Annotated in this window: 16 protein-coding genes; 8 read left to right on the forward strand and 8 right to left on the reverse strand. The window is 38.9% G+C overall.

Translation table 11 applies throughout. From position 1 onward, the window contains the following. Positions 1 to 155: 155 nt before the first annotated feature. From ACFFUE_RS03130 to ACFFUE_RS03140, 3 genes are all read right to left on the reverse strand, one after another. The gene (locus tag ACFFUE_RS03130) at positions 156 to 2,798 is read right to left on the reverse strand and encodes a TonB-dependent receptor domain-containing protein (protein ID WP_376832765.1); all 2,643 of its coding nucleotides are present in this window, start codon (positions 2,796 to 2,798) and stop codon (positions 156 to 158) included. A gap of 110 nt (positions 2,799 to 2,908) precedes the next feature. After that, positions 2,909 to 3,277, reverse strand: coding sequence for a hypothetical protein (locus tag ACFFUE_RS03135; protein WP_376832766.1), 369 nt, complete (start codon positions 3,275 to 3,277; stop codon positions 2,909 to 2,911). A gap of 110 nt (positions 3,278 to 3,387) precedes the next feature. Continuing rightward, entirely contained in the window at positions 3,388 to 4,059 is a 672-nt protein-coding gene (locus tag ACFFUE_RS03140; RefSeq protein WP_327983806.1) for a C40 family peptidase, read from the reverse strand. Between the two features lie 344 nt (positions 4,060 to 4,403). On the opposite strand from ACFFUE_RS03140, the gene ACFFUE_RS03145 reads away from it, so the two are divergent. Further along, the gene (locus tag ACFFUE_RS03145) at positions 4,404 to 4,835 is read left to right on the forward strand and encodes a nucleoside deaminase (protein WP_376832767.1); all 432 of its coding nucleotides are present in this window, start codon (positions 4,404 to 4,406) and stop codon (positions 4,833 to 4,835) included. 29 nt (positions 4,836 to 4,864) lie between these two features. Here the strand turns inward: ACFFUE_RS03145 and ACFFUE_RS03150 are convergent, their stop codons facing one another. The 4 genes from ACFFUE_RS03150 to ACFFUE_RS03165 all read right to left on the reverse strand — a co-directional run bounded on the left by ACFFUE_RS03150 (position 4,865) and on the right by ACFFUE_RS03165 (position 10,092). After that, positions 4,865 to 5,623 carry a type III pantothenate kinase gene (locus ACFFUE_RS03150; RefSeq protein ID WP_376832768.1) on the reverse strand — a complete coding sequence of 253 codons (759 nt, stop codon included), beginning with the start codon at positions 5,621 to 5,623 and terminating at the stop codon, positions 4,865 to 4,867. A gap of 93 nt (positions 5,624 to 5,716) precedes the next feature. Continuing rightward, entirely contained in the window at positions 5,717 to 7,591 is a 1,875-nt protein-coding gene (locus ACFFUE_RS03155; protein WP_376832769.1) for a M1 family metallopeptidase, read from the reverse strand. Positions 7,592 to 7,994: 403 nt separating this feature from the next. After that, positions 7,995 to 8,369, reverse strand: coding sequence for an HU family DNA-binding protein (locus tag ACFFUE_RS03160; protein WP_376832770.1), 375 nt, complete (start codon positions 8,367 to 8,369; stop codon positions 7,995 to 7,997). 67 nt (positions 8,370 to 8,436) lie between these two features. Then, positions 8,437 to 10,092: a leucine-rich repeat domain-containing protein gene (locus tag ACFFUE_RS03165; protein WP_376832771.1), complete on the reverse strand. Its 1,656-nt coding sequence runs from the start codon at positions 10,090 to 10,092 to the stop codon at positions 8,437 to 8,439. 500 nt (positions 10,093 to 10,592) lie between these two features. On the opposite strand from ACFFUE_RS03165, the gene rpsL reads away from it, so the two are divergent. From rpsL to ACFFUE_RS03195, 6 genes are all read left to right on the forward strand, one after another. Next, positions 10,593 to 10,976: a 30S ribosomal protein S12 gene (gene rpsL, locus ACFFUE_RS03170; protein WP_327983541.1), complete on the forward strand. Its 384-nt coding sequence runs from the start codon at positions 10,593 to 10,595 to the stop codon at positions 10,974 to 10,976. Positions 10,977 to 11,001: 25 nt separating this feature from the next. Next, positions 11,002 to 11,478, forward strand: coding sequence for a 30S ribosomal protein S7 (gene rpsG / locus ACFFUE_RS03175; RefSeq protein ID WP_376832772.1), 477 nt, complete (start codon positions 11,002 to 11,004; stop codon positions 11,476 to 11,478). Between the two features lie 6 nt (positions 11,479 to 11,484). Next, positions 11,485 to 13,602: an elongation factor G gene (fusA, locus tag ACFFUE_RS03180; protein WP_376832773.1), complete on the forward strand. Its 2,118-nt coding sequence runs from the start codon at positions 11,485 to 11,487 to the stop codon at positions 13,600 to 13,602. 19 nt (positions 13,603 to 13,621) lie between these two features. Next, positions 13,622 to 13,927, forward strand: a complete 306-nt coding sequence (gene rpsJ, locus ACFFUE_RS03185) for a 30S ribosomal protein S10 (protein ID WP_002661363.1) — start codon at positions 13,622 to 13,624, stop codon at positions 13,925 to 13,927. A gap of 190 nt (positions 13,928 to 14,117) precedes the next feature. Continuing rightward, positions 14,118 to 14,345, forward strand: a complete 228-nt coding sequence (locus ACFFUE_RS03190; protein WP_376832774.1) for a hypothetical protein — start codon at positions 14,118 to 14,120, stop codon at positions 14,343 to 14,345. A gap of 5 nt (positions 14,346 to 14,350) precedes the next feature. Continuing rightward, positions 14,351 to 15,145, forward strand: a complete 795-nt coding sequence (locus tag ACFFUE_RS03195) for a GLPGLI family protein (RefSeq protein WP_376832775.1) — start codon at positions 14,351 to 14,353, stop codon at positions 15,143 to 15,145. A 42-nt stretch (positions 15,146 to 15,187) separates the two neighbouring features. Here ACFFUE_RS03195 and ybeY read toward each other — a convergent pair whose 3' ends face one another. After that, positions 15,188 to 15,613, reverse strand: a complete 426-nt coding sequence (ybeY, locus tag ACFFUE_RS03200) for an rRNA maturation RNase YbeY (RefSeq protein ID WP_376832776.1) — start codon at positions 15,611 to 15,613, stop codon at positions 15,188 to 15,190. A gap of 156 nt (positions 15,614 to 15,769) precedes the next feature. On the opposite strand from ybeY, the gene ACFFUE_RS03205 reads away from it, so the two are divergent. Continuing rightward, positions 15,770 to 16,864 (forward strand): acyltransferase family protein, encoded by a 1,095-nt coding sequence (locus tag ACFFUE_RS03205; RefSeq protein ID WP_376832777.1) that lies wholly within the window; start codon positions 15,770 to 15,772, stop codon positions 16,862 to 16,864. The last annotated feature ends 2 nt before the right edge of the window (positions 16,865 to 16,866 follow it).

Consider the following 16,866-nt stretch of genomic DNA (forward strand, 5'->3'; position numbering starts at 1 on the left):
AGAGAGGTAATAGATTTGTTATCAAAAGATTATTCGCCAGAACAGATTGTTGGCACCTTGAAATTGGAAAGGAAAAGAAACCGTTCTTTTGGTAGAAAGAAAATCCCCTTTTCACAAGTAGCAAAAAGAGGATTTAGGAGGGGAATCTTTTGGGGTTAGAATTTGAAATCAGCACCTACATATAGCATTGCAGGCATTATTGGGGCGTAAATCATTCCACCATCAAAGTAGTTGCTAAACGGGTTTTGAGCATCTATGATGGGATTGTTTTGTCTGGTAGAAGTAAGGTTTTCTCCGCCCAAATAAACCCTGATATTATCATTAAAGTGTTTGGCAATCTGAGCATTGAGCGTTGCATAGCTGTTGGAATATTCTGGGAGTTGATAGGCTGTTGGGTTTCTATTCAGGTTAGGTAGTTTTTGCTTTCCTACGAGATTAAGCGTGGTGTCAAAATTCCAAAATCTTCCTTTATTGTTTTTGGTAGTACTGTATCCGATATTGAAAAAGCCACGGTATTTTGCCATAAATGGAACCGCTCTTCTACCGCCTTCAAAGTCGGCTTGTACATCATAATACTTATAAGCCATTCTTACTTCAAAATTTCTGAAAGGAATGAAATCCCATTGGGTTTGAAAGCTCTTAGCAAACGATTTTCCTTCCAAATTGTAAAATACTATTTTATTAGGAGATTGGTCTAAATCTAAAAGCACTTGGTTTTTAAAATCTGTTCTGAAAATATCAGCAATGATGGTAGACTTTCTTCCTAGAAATTTGAAATCTTGCTGAAGGCTCGCACCATAATTCCACGCAATTTCAGGTTTTAATCCATAGATATTGCCACCATTATCTTTTATTTCAATGGCTCTGTTTGAGGCAAAAAAGCCTTGGCTTTCGGCAAAAATATTCGCCGTACGGAATCCCCTTCCTGCGGAAAGTCTTAGAATGGTATTTTTAGTGAAATCATATTTGAAATTTAATCTTGGGGTAAATTGAGTTCCTGCAAGATTATGAAAATCTGTTCTAGCACCTGCTACGAGGGTATATTTGCTCCCCGTAAGGGTATATTCAAAAAACAATCCTGGGACGGTTTCGGTTCTTTTTATAGGAAGGTAGAGATAGCTTTCGTTATAGCGGTCGTAGAGGAAACTGGCTCCCGTTTTGTACTTATGATTGGTGTTTCCAAAGATGCTTTCAAAGATGAGATTAGAGTAGAAGGTAGTTTGTTTGCCATCGTAAAATCTTTGTCCGAAAAAGCTATTCTGCTGATGGTAAGTGAATTGATTCATCCATCCAATGCTTTGATACGGCTTTCCTTTAAAGATATGTCCTGTTTTATTCCAAATTTGAAATCTTGAAATGTCAATCCCCACACCATAAGCATTTTGCTGGGAAGGATGTAAGCTGTGGTTGAAATCCATTTGCCCCGCTTTTCTTTTGTCTTGAAGAAAATTAACCCCGAAGTGGCTGCCCCATCCTGTGTGGTCTAAATCATTGTAATTTAATAGATAAGCCATATTAATCTGAGTGCCTGTAGGTTGGTCTAAGAAGCCATCGTGGTTATAGTCCATTTTGGCTAAGGTGCCATTGCCGTGAAGCAATATGGTATGGTTCCAATGCTCACCAAGGGTAGAGGTATGGGTGATGTTAGCCTCGGTTCTTGCGTTATTATCAGCAAAAACATTCAGCGTTGTTTCGGGTTCTTTTTGGAATTTTACCAATTCGGTATTGATTTGTCCTGTGATGCTTTCATAGCCGTTGCTAACGGTGCTTCCTCCTTTGGTGAGTTGGATACTGCCAATCCATCGTCCTGGGATAAAATTGAGACCATAAGGCGTTGCCAATCCTCGGATTTCGGGAAGAAGTTCTTTGGTCAAGGAAGTGTATTTTTGGTCTAATCCTAGCATTTTCAGTTGCTTAGTTCCTGTAACGGCGTTGCTAAAAGACACATCTACTGTAGCATTGGTTTCAAAGCTTTCAGAAAGGTTACAGCACGCTGCTTTCAAAAGCTCTTTTTCTCCAATATTGAATGTTAGCCCAGCACTTTTACTGTCAATAGCAGTAGCAGCTTGGTATTTGGTGAGCGTAACGCCTTCTATGAGTTTGTCAACTGGTGTTTTTTCTAGGGCTGAAGAGGGTTGAGTCTCCTCTGAGCTGTGCTGTTGTTTGGAATGCTCTGTTGTGGGCTGGCTCGTAGAGGCTCTATTGTAAAGGCAGCACCCAGGGAGATTGTTATAAACCTCATCGGGGGCTTGGTATTTTTCGTTATCGTGCCCAGCATTAGCAATCTGTTTTAGGATTTCTTCTATTCTGTTTTTGGCAGCATCAGTATCTAATGTTAATAGTTGGGTTTCAGCATCCCAAACCGCTGTGGTGGCTCCTGCTTTTTTGGCATTATCTTCTATTCTGGTTTTGCACATATCGCAGTTGCCTTTTACTAGAAAAGATGTTTTCGTGGTGTGATGTTCTGGATTTTCTCTGTAATGGCAACAGGCAGGGAGTGCGGTATACACGCTGGTAGGAGCGGTATATTTTTGATTATCGTATCCTGCATTGGCAATATTTTTTAGGATATGGTCTATCGAAGTTTTTTCAATATTGAAATTAACTTGTAAAGTTTTGGTTTTTATATCCCAAACGGCAGAGGTTGCACCAGCTTTTTTAGCGGCTTTTTCTATGGTTGCCTTACACATTTCGCAGTTGCCTTTTACGGCTAATTGTGCGGTATTTTGAGCAAAAACAAAGATTTGAAAGCATACCGCAAATAGCAAGGAAAGTCTTGCTTTTAAAATATTTTTCATTTTTAGATAGTTTAAATAATTAATAGGAATCCATTGAATCTATTGGTTCAAAACAATGGAATGTGAAGATAGGGTTAAATCATAGTGGATTTAACCAAAGGATGAAATGATTAAGCTATCTTAGGCGGTTGCCAAATGTCTTTTAAATAAGTGGAAAAATGGGGCGTTTCATAGTTGAACTCAGATTTTTTCTCAATGGCAATCAAGGCTTCTGATATGAGAAAAACTTGAGGTTTAGCCAATGGGGTAAAACCATAAGCACAACTGCTGCAAGTAGTACAACAATTGGTAGAACAAGGTTGCTTGCTGTCCTTACAAGGGTTTTCTTGCTCTGAGGTATGGTGGCAGTTGTCATCGCTATTAGAAGTGGAGCAACACGCCATTGCAGAAGCTTCAAACTGAGCCAAAAGCATCTGTTTAGGCATTACAAAGATGCCCAAAGCAAAAATCATCAGCAATATTTGAAGTCTTTTTTTCATTTTACAGACGACAAAGATATAATTTTATTCTTAATTAAAAAAATGATAAAAGTTGCCTCTTAGGAGAAAGCAACTTTTATGAAACAAATTATTATCAATTATTTATTATCTTACAAATTATTAGCAAGAGAAGAAGTATCTACTGTGTTCTCATCAACGATTCTTTTTGCAAATCTAAATTTCGGTCCCCAATAAGAATCACTGAGTGGAGAGATGATAACGCCCTTTGAAGTAGAAGAGTGTATAAAGTGTACTTCGCCATTTTCATCTGTATGATGAACGATGCCTACATGAGAGATTCTCCCTCCTCTTGAAAAGAATACCAAGTCTCCCTTTTTCATTTCTTCTCTAGAAATTCTTTCGCCTTCCAAAGCTTGTGAAGCGGCAACACGCGGAAGATTCATTCCCAATGTAGCTCCGAAAACAGAAAGAACAAATGCTGAACAATCAATTCCTCTTCTGGTAGTGCCACCGTATCTGTAAGGTGTTCCCAAGTAAGATTCGGCTTCGGCTAAAAGCCCATCCATTGTTTTTTCAAAAAGGATGGTTTTTTGGATTTCAGCATTTTTGTTGGCTTTTTCTATACTTGCTAAAGCCATATCAATTTGCTTAGAAGGAGATATTTTTTTTGCCTCATTAGCGATGTTGATTGTAGGAACAGCAGCCAGTTTGGCATCGGTTTTGTATGTTGTAGGTTGTGAAACAACATAGTTGGTAACACAAGATTGTAATGAAAATATAGAAGTAATTACAGCTAAGTAAAATAAGACTCTTTTCTTCATATATATTATTATTTAATTAGTGTTGTTAAAAAGATTTCTCCTTTGTTTTGCTTTACAAAAGTAGAGAATTACCTAAAACTAGGTGTTTTTTCGGAATTGGAGGAGTTGGAATTTAACAATTTTTAACATTTATTTTATGAATGTTAAATACATTTAAGCCGTAGTCCCCAATAAAATGGGAGTTGCGGCTTTTTTGTTTTTAAGGTTTCTTAACATTTTATACTTTAATCTTCCGCTTTTATATAATTCCAACTATGGAGAGGTGGGTTCCTATCATTATGGTTTTTCAGTGAAATCAAAACAACCTATCAACCGGTGATGTATCTTTGCAGGAAAATAAGCTTATGTTCACAGATGAGTACTTTATGAAAATAGCTTTGCAAGAAGCGTTGATGGCTATGGAACAAGATGAGGTCCCTGTAGGGTGCGTGGTGGTCTCTCAAAATAGAATCATTGCGAAGACTCACAATCTTACCGAAATGCTAAATGATGTAACAGCTCACGCAGAAATGCAAGCCATCACTTCATCGGCTAACTATCTTGGAGGGAAATACTTGAAAAACTGCACTATGTATATTACGCTGGAGCCTTGCGTGATGTGTGCTGGAGCTTTGGCTTGGTCGCAGATTTCTAAAGTGGTGATAGGTGCAAGGGACGAACGGCGAGGATTTATGAGTAAAAACCTAAGTCTTCATCCTAAAACGGAAGTCATCATTGGGGTTTTGGAAAATGAATGTTCACAATTACTTTTAGATTTTTTTAAAAGTAAAAGATAAAGAAGCCTCGATGTGAGGCTTCTCTGTTGCTAAATATTTGCTCCTAAATGGTAAAGTCCCTTCAAGGTGTGCAGTCTATCTGCAATATGGATTTTGCTGGTAAGTGGCTTGTAAATATGAGATACCCCACCTGTGGCAATCACCATACATTGGTCTTCCACCTCTTCATTAATACGCTCTACAAAGCCTTCTACCATTCCTAGAAAGCCATATACCATACCGCTTTGCATACAAGAAATAGTGTCTAAACCGAGTACCGACTGGGGTTTTACCAGTTCTATCTCGGGGAGCTGTGCCGTTTGTCCCACCAATGAATTGAGCGAGGTGATAATGCCTGGGGCAATGATAACGCCTATGGTCTCGCCATTCTCGGCGATGCAGCTTGCCGTAAGGGCGGTGCCAAAATCAATGATGATTTTCTTTCCCTCTGGATAGAGATGATGGGCAGCAACCAGATTGGCATAGATATCGGTGCCCATTTGTTTCGATTTGGGCTGTACGCCTGATGGCGTATTTCTATCTACTAAGATAGGTGCTTTGTTGTGCAGTTTTTTGATGGCTCTTTGCACATCTTGGGTAATCTGTGGTACTACCGAGCCGATGATGATGCGGTCTATCTTATCTGCATCAATATGATGGGTCTGATACATCATCATAAACTGTATCATCATTTCATCACTAGTTCTGTAAGGCTTGGTATTAATGACCCAAGAGCGTTCGCATTGGTCGTCATTAAAAAGTCCAAAACGAATATTGGTATTTCCGATATTGATTACAATAGTTTTCATAAAATTTAGGAATGAGAGATTAAGGAGATTTAGGCTGAAGCTGATGAGCTTTTTATCAGTAGCTCAAATGCTTTAAGCAACCATTACCCCAATTTAACGATTCTTTCCCTTTGGAGATTGAAGAGTGGTTTCTACAAAATTATCCTGAGGATTTACATCTGCCATTCTTTGGGAAAAGTCTATGCCCATCGCTGTGATTTGCTCTTTGGTATAGGGTACGGTAAGCTGGTATTCTTTCTGCGTCCACGCCCAATATGGCAAGGTTTGGAAACTACCAAAGAGGTCTTGCCTTTTCCAAATGCGGGTCATATTCATAGGGATATGATAGGTAACAACGGTGTTGTCTTTGGTAAGGAGACTAAAGTCAATTGGCATAGGGATACCGCCTTTATTGGCAAGGGTGATGGTAGTGGTATCTTTGCCATATTCTACTTTCTCTATGGCGTAGTCTATGGTTTTGGTGGTATTAATCCAATAGTGCTGAAACCATTTTAAGTCCATTCCTGAAACTTTCTGGGCGATGTGTAGAAAATCCTTATCTGATGGATGTTTCATCTTCCATTGGTTGAAAAAATCTCGCATCACTAAAGATAAATTTTGCTCTCCCATAATATAACCCAGCTGTACCAAAAACAGTTCTCCTTTGGTATAGCTTGCCACAGAGTATGCTCTGCCATCATCGTGGTGGTCTGCTAGCCAAGCGGCAGGCTCTTCTTTGCCTGTTTTGGAAAAGTTGATATAAGAATTAAGGGAACCCAAAAACGGATTTGGAGTGGCTTCTTTCGGTGGGAAGAGCTGATGCATTACGAGGCTTTCAGCGTAGCTGGTGAAGCCTTCATCTATCCACGGCTGGGTACTTTCATTGGATGCCAGCATCTGCTGAAACCAAGAGTGTGCCCCCTCGTGTACCATAAGCCCTACAAGGCGTTCTAAGCTGCGGTGCTCGCCCAAGATAAGGGTGGACATTCCGTACTCCATACCGCCATCGCCCCCTTGTATGAAGCTATAGCTTGGGTATGCGTATCGTCCAAATGTGGCGTTCATTATTTGGAAAAACTTGGTGATGTAAGGTTTGCTTTCTTCCCAAAATAGGGTCTTTTCATTTTTATGATACACGAAAAAGATTTCTGGGCCGTCTAAGATAGTGAAACTCTCTACAGTGTATTTGGGGTCGGCAGCCCAGGCAAAGTCTAGCATATTGCGAGCGGTCCATTTCCAAGTGGCTTTACCACTCTCATCTTCGGCAATACGGGCGTTATCAGAATAGCCTTTCACTTCATTCGGGTTTTTCAGAGTGCCCCCCGCACCGATGATGTAGTCTTTATCAATTTTGATATTGATGTCAAAATCAGCAAAAGGAGCGTGAAATTCTCTCCCGATATAATCAAAGGTATGCCAACCATGGTAGTCGTATTCTGCGATTTTAGGGTACCACTGCGTCATAGACATTGCGATGTTTTCCCTATTATTACGCCCAGAGCGGCGAATCTGTTTCGGGATTACAGCATCCCATTCCATAGTGAAAGTAGTGGTAGAGTTTGGCTTGATGGCTTCTGCCAATTCTACTTTCATAATGGTCTCTTGGATTTCAAATTTCAGTGGTTTTCCGTTTTGTTTTATCCAATGGATGTTTTGTTGGCCTTCTTCATTACTAGGAATGGAAGCCAATCTGGAAATGCCTTTTTCCTGCAATCTGCCATCACCATTAGTGCCTTGGCTTTGGATTCTTTGGTCCATCATAGAGCCTGCTTTGAAGGCGTTCCAATAAAGATGAAAATAGACCACCCGAAGCTCGTCGGGAGAATTATTGGTATAGCTCAGGGTTTGGGAGCCTTTGTAAGTGAAGTTTTCAGCATCTACATCTATATCCATTTTGTATTTAGCATACTGCTGATAGTAAGGGTGTTGCTGGGCAAAGTTCCAGCCCATCCATAGGGATAAAAAAAGTAAAAAAACTCTTTGGGTCATAGCATTTTATTTTTTTGATGTGGGAAAGATACGTTTTTTTTGTGATAGTGTGCAATTTGTGGTTGGCGTTTGGCCTGTTTTATCCCAGATTATGCGGTAGTTGGTTGATAGTTGTTAGTTGTCGGTTGATGGTAATAGGGGAAATTTGTAGGAGCGTATCGCATACGCCCATTATATTTGCGGGGGGCATTGTTCCATCATAATAGGGCGAATGCAATTCGCCCCTACATTGTAATGCCCTACCATTATCAGAGCGACCTTATTGAAGCTAGCCATCTATCAGTAAGGACGAAAAAAAGACGCGTCTCGTTTGAAAAAAGACACGACTAAAAATAAAAAAGACGCGTCTCATTTGAAAAAAGACGCATCTCGTTTAAGAGCTTGTTACGATAAAAATGAAACGCTACATTTTCTCGTATTTAAGATTATTGAGCATTGTTTTAATCTTCGTGCTTGGAGTGAAGATGATTTTAGCTCCTTTGATGGCTGCTGCTGTTACCTCTTCTGCCTTGTCTTTGCCCTCACTACTGATATTTACACGCATACTGCCCAACTCACCCAGCCTAATAATTTGCCCATCGGCAAGGGAGGTGGTCATTACATCTACTAAGGCATACAGTACTGCACGGATGTCTGCACCACTTACGGTAGATATTTTTTCTATATCTGTGGTGAGCCCCTCTAAAGTTTTCTCTCCGCTAGTATTAGCAGAAGCGTACCATTTCTTTTCAGACTTGCCTGGTAATGGCTTTTCTACGGTTTTGTATTTTATTGGCATAATTTAAAAAATAACATTGGTTAAACAAAAATAGATTTATCTCTAAAACACAAAAACATCATTGCTCTTAATACCCCACTATTTGATTGGCATAGTAAGACCATCCTGGTGCTGTTTTATAAGCATTTACACTTGCCATAGGCACTTTGATGGTCACACTAGGATTTCCTAAGCTTCCTTGAAAACTAGGAGGTGTAGTAGCCTGTATCGTTACTTCGAGATTAGATGAAGTGTTATAAAAGGTATCACCTCCCATTATTGTAACATTTGGTCCTATGGTAACGTTGGTAAGAGCGGTGTTATTATAAAATGCATTATGTCCAATGATAGTGGCTGCAGGAAGGTCAATACTAGTAAGCGAGGTACTATCCCTAAATGCATAATTCCCTATTGTAGTGGCTACGGGAAGGTTAATACTAGTAAGAGCGATGTTTCTAGCAAATACATAATCCCCTATGGTAGTGGCTACGGGAAGGTTAATGCTGGTAAGCGAGGTGTTGTCAGAAAATGCACCAGCTTCTATTGTAGTGGCTACGGGAAGGTTAATACTAGTAAGCGCGGTGTTTCCAGCAAGTGCACTATTTCCTATTGTAGTGGCTACGGGAAGGTTAATACTAGTAAGCGAGGTGTTACCTTGAAATGCACTACTTCCTATTGTAGTAGCAGCAGGAAGACTCAAGCTGGTAAGCGAGGTGTTACCTTGAAATGCACTACTTCCTATTGTAGTAGCAGCAGGAAGACTTAGGCTGGTAAGAGCGGTGTTATTTCTAAATGCATAATCCCTTATGGTAGTAGCTGCAGGAAGGTTAATACTAGTAAGCGAGGTGTTACCTTGAAATGCACCCCTTTCTATGGTAGTAGCAGCAGGAAGGCTTATGCTGGTAAGAGCGGTGTTATCTCTAAATGCATACTGTCCTATGGTAGTAGCTGCAGGAAGGCTTAGGCTGGTAAGCGAGGTGTTACCGTAAAATGCACTCTGCCCTATTGTAGTAGCAGCAGGAAGGCTAATGCTGGTAAGCGAGGTGTTACCGTAAAATGCACTCTGCCCTATGGTAAGAAGATTGGGGAGATCTAGAGAAGGAATTCTAGAGTTGTAAAAAGCATCTTTTTCTATATGCAGAAGGCTGTTAGGAAAAGAAACGGTCATCTGTGGGTTGTTGTAAAAAGCACGCTCTTCAATGGTAGTTACGCCTTCTCTTATTACAAAATTTTGCACTTTAGAGTTTTCTAGTAGACCAGATGCAATCATACTTACATTTGCCATATCCGCAAAATTGTTCATATCTATGCTGTTGGTATATATATTAAACCACTGCATAAGGATGGTGCCATCAGCACTCACAATGTAGTCTAGTTTTGGGGTGCTTTTTTGCATAGGCTGCCAAGTAGCACCATCATAGAAATAAAACCCTTCAGAAGAGATATTTTCCACTTTAGTATTGGTACCAGCGTAGGTGGTTTCATCTACAAAGATCAAAGTACCTTTCACAAGATTAGCATCTGCAATATTGGCTATGCGGGCTTTAGAAACTTTTGGGATAAGGATTCCCTCGTTGGTTGTAGCGGTTTCTTGTCTGTTATCATCATTCGGGCGGATGTCTATGGTCGCCTGTGGCGTTATTGTATTAATCCCTACTTTACCCCAATACTTTTCGTCTTCGTTCTGTTGGGCACTAGCAAATCCAGCTACTAGCAGTCCCACTAAAATAAATTGTTTTTTCATCTATATAAATTTTAAGTTTTAAGTTTTGAATCAGCCCCCTGTCCCCCGAAGGAAAGCCCCCTAACCCCCGAAGGGGGAATTACCATCAACCGTCAACTAGCAACCATTTTTGAGTGCTGAGTTTTGGGTCGTTCACCATCAGCCGTCAACTAACAACTATCAACTATCAACTAACAACCTATCCCTAACAACACAAAAAAGGTTTCACTCTCCGAGAGGGAATGAAACCTTAGAAATATTTCCGATAAAAGTGTATAACTTGCTATATAAGAAGAAGTTTTACCCCCCCCATACGCTTTTTAGGGAAGTGTGCAAGCTATTTAGTAAAAACTTTTCCACTTTTTTATGTTTTTTCTGTGTGTTAGATGGCTACAAATGTAAAACTTTTTTTTGAAACGCAAAATTATAATAAGCTTAAATTTAGCCTAAAAAATCAGCATAAAATTTTTTCATTTCAAAATAAATTTATATTTTTGCACCCTAAAATAAAAAGCAATTAAATGCCTACTATTCAACAATTAGTAAGAAAAGGAAGAGCCTCACTTGCCAAGAAGAGCAAATCGGCTGCCCTTGATTCTTGTCCACAAAAGAGAGGTGTATGTACGAGAGTATATACAACTACACCGAAGAAACCAAACTCTGCACTTAGAAAAGTAGCAAGGGTAAGACTTTCTAACGGTAAGGAAGTAAACGCTTATATCCCGGGCGAAGGACATAATCTTCAAGAGCACTCGATAGTATTGGTAAGAGGCGGAAGGGTGAAAGACCTACCGGGAGTTCGTTATCACATTGTTCGTGGAGCTTTAGACACCGCTGGTGTAAATGGAAGACTTCAAAGAAGATCCAAGTACGGAGCGAAGAGACCTAAAGAAGCTAAAAAGTAATCATTAAATTTTAAGACGAAGAACAATGAGAAAAACAAAAGCGAAAAAAAGACCGTTGTTACCAGATCCAAAATTTAATGATCAGTTGGTAACTAGATTCGTGAACAACTTGATGCTTGATGGTAAAAAATCCATCGCATTCAAGATTTTCTATGATGCATTAGATATCGTAGAATCTAAAAAAGGAGATAATGAAAAATCTTCTCTTGAAATTTGGAAAGATGCCCTTACCAATGTAATGCCACATGTAGAAGTGCGTTCAAGAAGAGTAGGGGGTGCTAACTTCCAAATTCCAATGCCTATCAGAGCTGATAGAAAAATCTCTATGGCAATGAAATGGTTAATCAAATACGCGAAAGCAAGAAACGATAAGTCTATGGCACTTAAATTAGCCGCAGAAATTATCGCCGCTTCTAAAGAAGAAGGTGCAGCTTTCAAAAAGAAAACAGATACTCACAAAATGGCAGAAGCTAACAAAGCTTTCTCTCACTTTAAATTCTAATCTGAAATGGCAAGAGATCTTAAATACACAAGAAATATTGGTATTGCCGCTCACATTGATGCCGGTAAAACCACCACAACAGAAAGAATTTTGTTCTATACAGGAAAAACCCACAAATTGGGAGAAGTACACGAAGGAGCTTCTACAATGGACTGGATGGAGCAAGAAGCTGAAAGAGGGATTACCATTACTTCTGCAGCTACCACTTGTAACTGGAACTTCCCTACAGACCAAGGGAAAACGCTTCCAGAAACAAAAGGTTATCACTTCAACATCATCGATACACCGGGGCACGTGGATTTTACCGTAGAGGTAAACCGTTCTCTTAGAGTATTAGATGGATTGGTATTCCTTTTCTCTGCGGTAGATGGAGTAGAGCCTCAGTCTGAAACCAACTGGAGACTTGCAGACAACTATAAAGTTGCGCGTATGGGCTTCGTAAACAAAATGGACAGACAAGGTGCAGACTTCCTTAATGTAGTGAATCAAGTAAAAGAAATGCTCGGGTCTAATGCCGTGCCTATCGTACTTCCTATCGGAGCTGAAGAAGACTTCAAAGGGGTAGTGGACTTGATTAAAAACAGAGCCATCGTATGGCACGAAGATACTCAAGGAGCTACTTTTGATGTAGTGCCAATTCCTGATGATATGAAGGATGATGTACTACTTTACAGAGAAAAACTAGTAGAAGCTGTTTCTGAATATGATGAAACTTTGATGGAGAAATTCTTCGAAGATCCAGATTCTATCACAGAAGAAGAAATCAACGCTGCGTTGAGAGCTGCTACTATAGACCTTTCTATCATCCCGATGACTTGTGGTTCATCTTTCAAAAACAAAGGAGTTCAGTTTATGCTAGATGCGGTTTGCCGTTACCTACCTTCTCCATTGGATAAAGATGATATCAAAGGAACTAATCCAGATACAGACGAAGAAATCACCAGAAAACCAGATGTGAAAGATCCTTTCGCAGCATTAGCTTTCAAAATCGCTACAGACCCATTCGTAGGTCGTCTAGCATTCTTTAGAGCTTACTCTGGTAGATTAGATGCTGGTTCTTATGTGTTGAACACAAGATCTGGAAACAAAGAAAGAATTTCAAGAATCTACCAAATGCACGCTAACAAGCAAAACCCAGTAGAGTACATCGAAGCTGGAGATATTGGTGCAGCAGTAGGTTTCAAAGATATCAAAACGGGGGATACCCTTTCTGATGAGAAAAACCCTATCGTTTTAGAATCTATGATCTTCCCAGATCCAGTAATCGGTATCGCAGTAGAGCCTAAAACTAAGGCAGACCAAGATAAAATGGGTAACGCTTTGGCGAAATTGGCAGAAGAAGATCCTACTTTCACTGTGAAAACAGATGAAGCTTCTGGACAAACCATCATCTCTGGTATGGGTGAGCTTCACTTGGATATCATCGTAGATCGTTTGAGAAGAGAGTTCAAGGTAGAGGTAAACCAAGGTCAGCCACAGGTAGAGTACAAAGAAGCTCTTACGCAAACAGCTAACCACAGAGAGGTTTACAAAAAGCAATCAGGAGGTAGAGGTAAATTTGCGGATATCGTATTCGAAATTGGTCCTGCTGATGAAGGTAAATCTGGTCTTGAATTCATCAATGAAATCAAAGGTGGTAACATTCCAAAAGAATTTATCCCTTCTGTAGAAAAAGGTTTCAAAGAAGCAATGAAAAACGGACCACTAGCCGGTTTTGAAGTAGATGCAATGAAAGTTACCTTGAAAGATGGTTCTTTCCACGCGGTAGACTCAGACCAATTGTCTTTCGAATTGGCAGCGAAGCTTGGTTTCAAAGAATCAGGAAAAGCAGCTAAGGCGGTGATTATGGAGCCTATTATGAAACTTGAGGTAGTAACGCCTGAAGAGTATATGGGGGACATCGTAGGAGACCTTAACAGAAGAAGAGGTACCGTGAATGGTATGGACGATAGAAATAACGCTAAAGTTATCAAAGCTTTCGTTCCACTTTCAGAAATGTTTGGCTATGTAACTTCATTGAGAACACTATCTTCTGGTAGAGCAACTTCTTCTATGGAGTTTGAAAGATACGAAGCAGCACCACAAAACATTGCTGACGAAGTAATCGCTAAAGCTAAAGGATAATCTTTAAAATTAAATTGAAATGTCACAAAGAATCAGAATAAAACTTAAGTCTTACGATTACAACTTGGTGGATAAATCTGCTGAAAAAATCGTAAAAACAGTAAAAGCTACTGGTGCTGTGGTTAATGGGCCTATTCCATTGCCTACGAACAAAAGAATCTTTACGGTTCTTCGTTCGCCACACGTAAACAAGAAAGCAAGAGAGCAGTTCCAACTTTCTGCACACAAGCGTTTGATGGATATCTACTCTTCTTCTTCTAAAACTGTAGATGCTCTTATGAAACTAGAGCTTCCTTCAGGAGTAGATGTAGAAATTAAAGTGTGATTTTAATTCCATTTTAAGATAAGCAATCTCCCTCTATGCAACAGCGTAGAGGGAGATTTGTTTATTTAGAATGATTATAAATTTGTGATATTATGTGATTTTTGTCATATAAAATTTGCGTAGTTTTAGTTTTAGTTTTAGTTTTGAATCACTAACATTAAACCCCGTTAGTTGATTTATCATGAAAAAAATGTTATTAGTGGCAGCTCTTGGAGTTGCAGGATTAGTGAGTGCGAGTACAGGTATTGTTCAAAAGAAAAATACTAAGATAGAAAAGTATCTTGCCTCCTCTTCGGATAATTGTACATGGATTTATTTGTCTTGTACATTTTCTAAAAAGTGTGGAGCTAAAAGTTTACAAGAATTAATCGATTATTGGGAAAAAGCAGAAGAGGCTTTTTGTGGAGGAAATAAATGATAAGAATGATAAAACAAATTTTACAGTTTATTTTTATAATGAACTTTGCTTGTATGGTGGCTCAGACGCATCGTTTTGTTTATAAGTTGGACTATCAGCCAGACTCTTTAGATGTTGGGAGTAAAAAAACAGAATATTTTATTTTAACCCATAGTAAAACCCATTCTACATTTTTAAGTCTCAATTTACATAAAAGAGATTCCATTGCATCTACTTTACAAAAGGATTTTGATAGAGGTACGCTCACGCGTATTGATGCTACTAAGATGCCCAAAACGGACTTTAAATACCAAGTCTTGAAGACCAATGATTCTGTTTTTGTGAAACAAAGAATTGATAGAGGAAATTTTTATTATGTTGAAACCACTCCATTGCACTGGAAAATCAATAATGATAAAGTGGCTTCTATACAAGGGATGAAAGCCAGATATGCAGAGGTCGATTTTTCTGGGAGACATTTTGGAGCGTGGTTTTCTGATGAAATTCCTGTTTTTGATGGACCTTATATTTTCAAAAATCTTCCAGGTTTAATTCTAAAGATAGAAGATAGCAAGAAGCATTATAGCTTTGAACTTGTGCAGAGTTACACAGTGGAAGATGCTGGCTTAGAACTACCTAAGAAAATATTAGAACAAGCTAAGCAAACTTCAAAGAAAAAGTTTTACGAAGCCATTGAAAGCGAGAAAGATAATATGATTAATGCTCTCAAAGAGATGGGTGGCGTGGTTTCAATAGAGCAGGAAAGGAATTACCATCAGAGACAAAAAAAGAAAAACAATCCGCTTGAACTTAAACCATAATACAATTCCCCTCTATGTAACAGCGTAGAGGGAGTTTTGTTTTTAGAGGGCTATAAATTCAGAAATCGCATTAAGGTAAAAATCTTCTTTGCTTCGCATTTCTTTTATTTCTGCTTCTGTTTTGTCTTTATAACCGCAGAGGTGGAGTACTCCGTGAGCCAATACCCTATGAAGCTCTTCCTCAAAGGATTTGGATAGCAGGGGAGCGTTCTCTGAAACTCGTGTAACGGAGACAAAGATATCGCCAGAAATTTTCTTCCCTTTTACATAATCAAAGGTGATGATATCGGTGTAATAATCGTGTTGAAGGTAATCTTGGTTAATCTTTAGAAGATACTCATCATCACAGAAAATATAATTGATATCCCCCAGCTTTTTACCCTCGTGGGTAATGATGTACTCTATCCAAGATGTTATGTTTTCGTTGATTGAAAGATTTTCAATGTTTTCAAAAAAGAAGTTGAGCATTTTTCAGATGGTTTATTTAAGGATTACTCAATGTTTTTCATTGTACAAAAATAAAACTTTAAGTATCTTTGAAGCGAATTGAGATGGTTATAAATTGTAAAGTTTACCGACTGCAAGTTAATAAATTTTTAGAAAAAGAAAATCATTTAATGGCCTATGAAAAGAGATTTATATATTGATTTTGCTAAGGGAGCGGCTACCCTTTCCATTATTTTTATCCATACCGTTTTTTGGAGCGGTCAGTTTTATGTTCCTACGGAGGTTAGAGTTCTATCTTTACTGTTTGATGTACCTTTGTTCTATGCCCTTAGTGGTATTACATCGGGGGGGAATATAGAAAAAACGCTTTACCGATTGTTGCGCTTACAGATTACTTTTATGATTTTCGTGACATTCCTTTTCTTTGTAGATTATTTCTTTAAAGTTTTCGGACTGAATATTTTTGGTTTTGAAAAAATGAAAGCGTTTTATTCCACCTTTGGGGCGAAATATACCCCTACCAGCCTTTCAGAATATCCTCAGTGGCAAAATTTGGGAAATTGGTACCTTCATAGTTACACCAATGCTGATACCTTCCCTGTGGTGATGGGAAGTTTTTGGTATCTGAAAGTCTATTTTATTCTAACGGTTTTCGGTGTTTTGATTTTGAGATTTTTCCCGAAACATATCCATTGGTTTATAGGGCTTTGTCTAGGGCTTACCTTGTTATTTAATGTTTATCCAGGGTATTATCCATCGGGGCAAGTGGGCTATGTGGCGATTTACTTAGCGATATTCCTTATTGCCAATAAGATGAAAGGCAAGCAAATCCCTACGCGATGGATTCCTATACTGTATATTGCTGTGGCTGCGGCTTTGGGAGTGATGTTTTGGTATTACGGAACGGATATTTTCTATAAAATTAATAAACAGAAGTTTCCACCAAAAATCCCTTATATTGTATGGGCGTTATTCTCGCTCGTAACACTCTTTGTACTATATAACCGATTGAAAATCACAAAACCGAATTTTATCAATTACATAGGGAAAAATGCGATTTTCTATTACTTTGCACAGGGAATTTCTTCTTCTTTAGTTTACTTTTTGGTTGTTCCGATGAAAGAGATGATGCACTGGGCAGTTTTATTGGTAATCATCTTCGTGGTTAATGTTATCCTTGCCGTTATTCTTGCCGAAGTACTGAAATGGATAGACGCACAAGGGTGGAAAATTTTGGAGTTTTTGAGAGCCAAAACAGCTTCAAAGCACTGAAA

The sequence above is a fragment of the Bergeyella porcorum genome, assembly GCF_042427575.1.
GTDB classification, from domain to species: Bacteria; Bacteroidota; Bacteroidia; order Flavobacteriales; family Weeksellaceae; genus Bergeyella; species Bergeyella porcorum.

Bases quoted from the DNA above. Each gene is read 5' to 3' on its own strand.
- ACFFUE_RS03150 (WP_376832768.1), bottom strand. From the start codon at position 5,623: ATGAAAACTATTGTAATCAATATCGGAAATACCAATATTCGTTTTGGA.
- ACFFUE_RS03205 (WP_376832777.1), top strand. From the start codon at position 15,770: ATGAAAAGAGATTTATATATTGATTTTGCTAAGGGAGCGGCTACCCTT.
- ACFFUE_RS03160 (WP_376832770.1), bottom strand. From the start codon at position 8,369: ATGCCAATAAAATACAAAACCGTAGAAAAGCCATTACCAGGCAAGTCT.
- fusA (WP_376832773.1), top strand. From the start codon at position 11,485: ATGGCAAGAGATCTTAAATACACAAGAAATATTGGTATTGCCGCTCAC.
- ACFFUE_RS03190 (WP_376832774.1), top strand. From the start codon at position 14,118: ATGTTATTAGTGGCAGCTCTTGGAGTTGCAGGATTAGTGAGTGCGAGT.
- rpsG (WP_376832772.1), top strand. From the start codon at position 11,002: ATGAGAAAAACAAAAGCGAAAAAAAGACCGTTGTTACCAGATCCAAAA.
- ACFFUE_RS03140 (WP_327983806.1), bottom strand. From the start codon at position 4,059: ATGAAGAAAAGAGTCTTATTTTACTTAGCTGTAATTACTTCTATATTT.
- ACFFUE_RS03195 (WP_376832775.1), top strand. From the start codon at position 14,351: ATGATAAAACAAATTTTACAGTTTATTTTTATAATGAACTTTGCTTGT.
- ACFFUE_RS03135 (WP_376832766.1), bottom strand. From the start codon at position 3,277: ATGAAAAAAAGACTTCAAATATTGCTGATGATTTTTGCTTTGGGCATC.
- ybeY (WP_376832776.1), bottom strand. From the start codon at position 15,613: ATGCTCAACTTCTTTTTTGAAAACATTGAAAATCTTTCAATCAACGAA.
- ACFFUE_RS03130 (WP_376832765.1), bottom strand. From the start codon at position 2,798: ATGAAAAATATTTTAAAAGCAAGACTTTCCTTGCTATTTGCGGTATGC.
- ACFFUE_RS03155 (WP_376832769.1), bottom strand. From the start codon at position 7,591: ATGACCCAAAGAGTTTTTTTACTTTTTTTATCCCTATGGATGGGCTGG.
- rpsJ (WP_002661363.1), top strand. From the start codon at position 13,622: ATGTCACAAAGAATCAGAATAAAACTTAAGTCTTACGATTACAACTTG.
- ACFFUE_RS03145 (WP_376832767.1), top strand. From the start codon at position 4,404: ATGTTCACAGATGAGTACTTTATGAAAATAGCTTTGCAAGAAGCGTTG.
- ACFFUE_RS03165 (WP_376832771.1), bottom strand. From the start codon at position 10,092: ATGAAAAAACAATTTATTTTAGTGGGACTGCTAGTAGCTGGATTTGCT.
- rpsL (WP_327983541.1), top strand. From the start codon at position 10,593: ATGCCTACTATTCAACAATTAGTAAGAAAAGGAAGAGCCTCACTTGCC.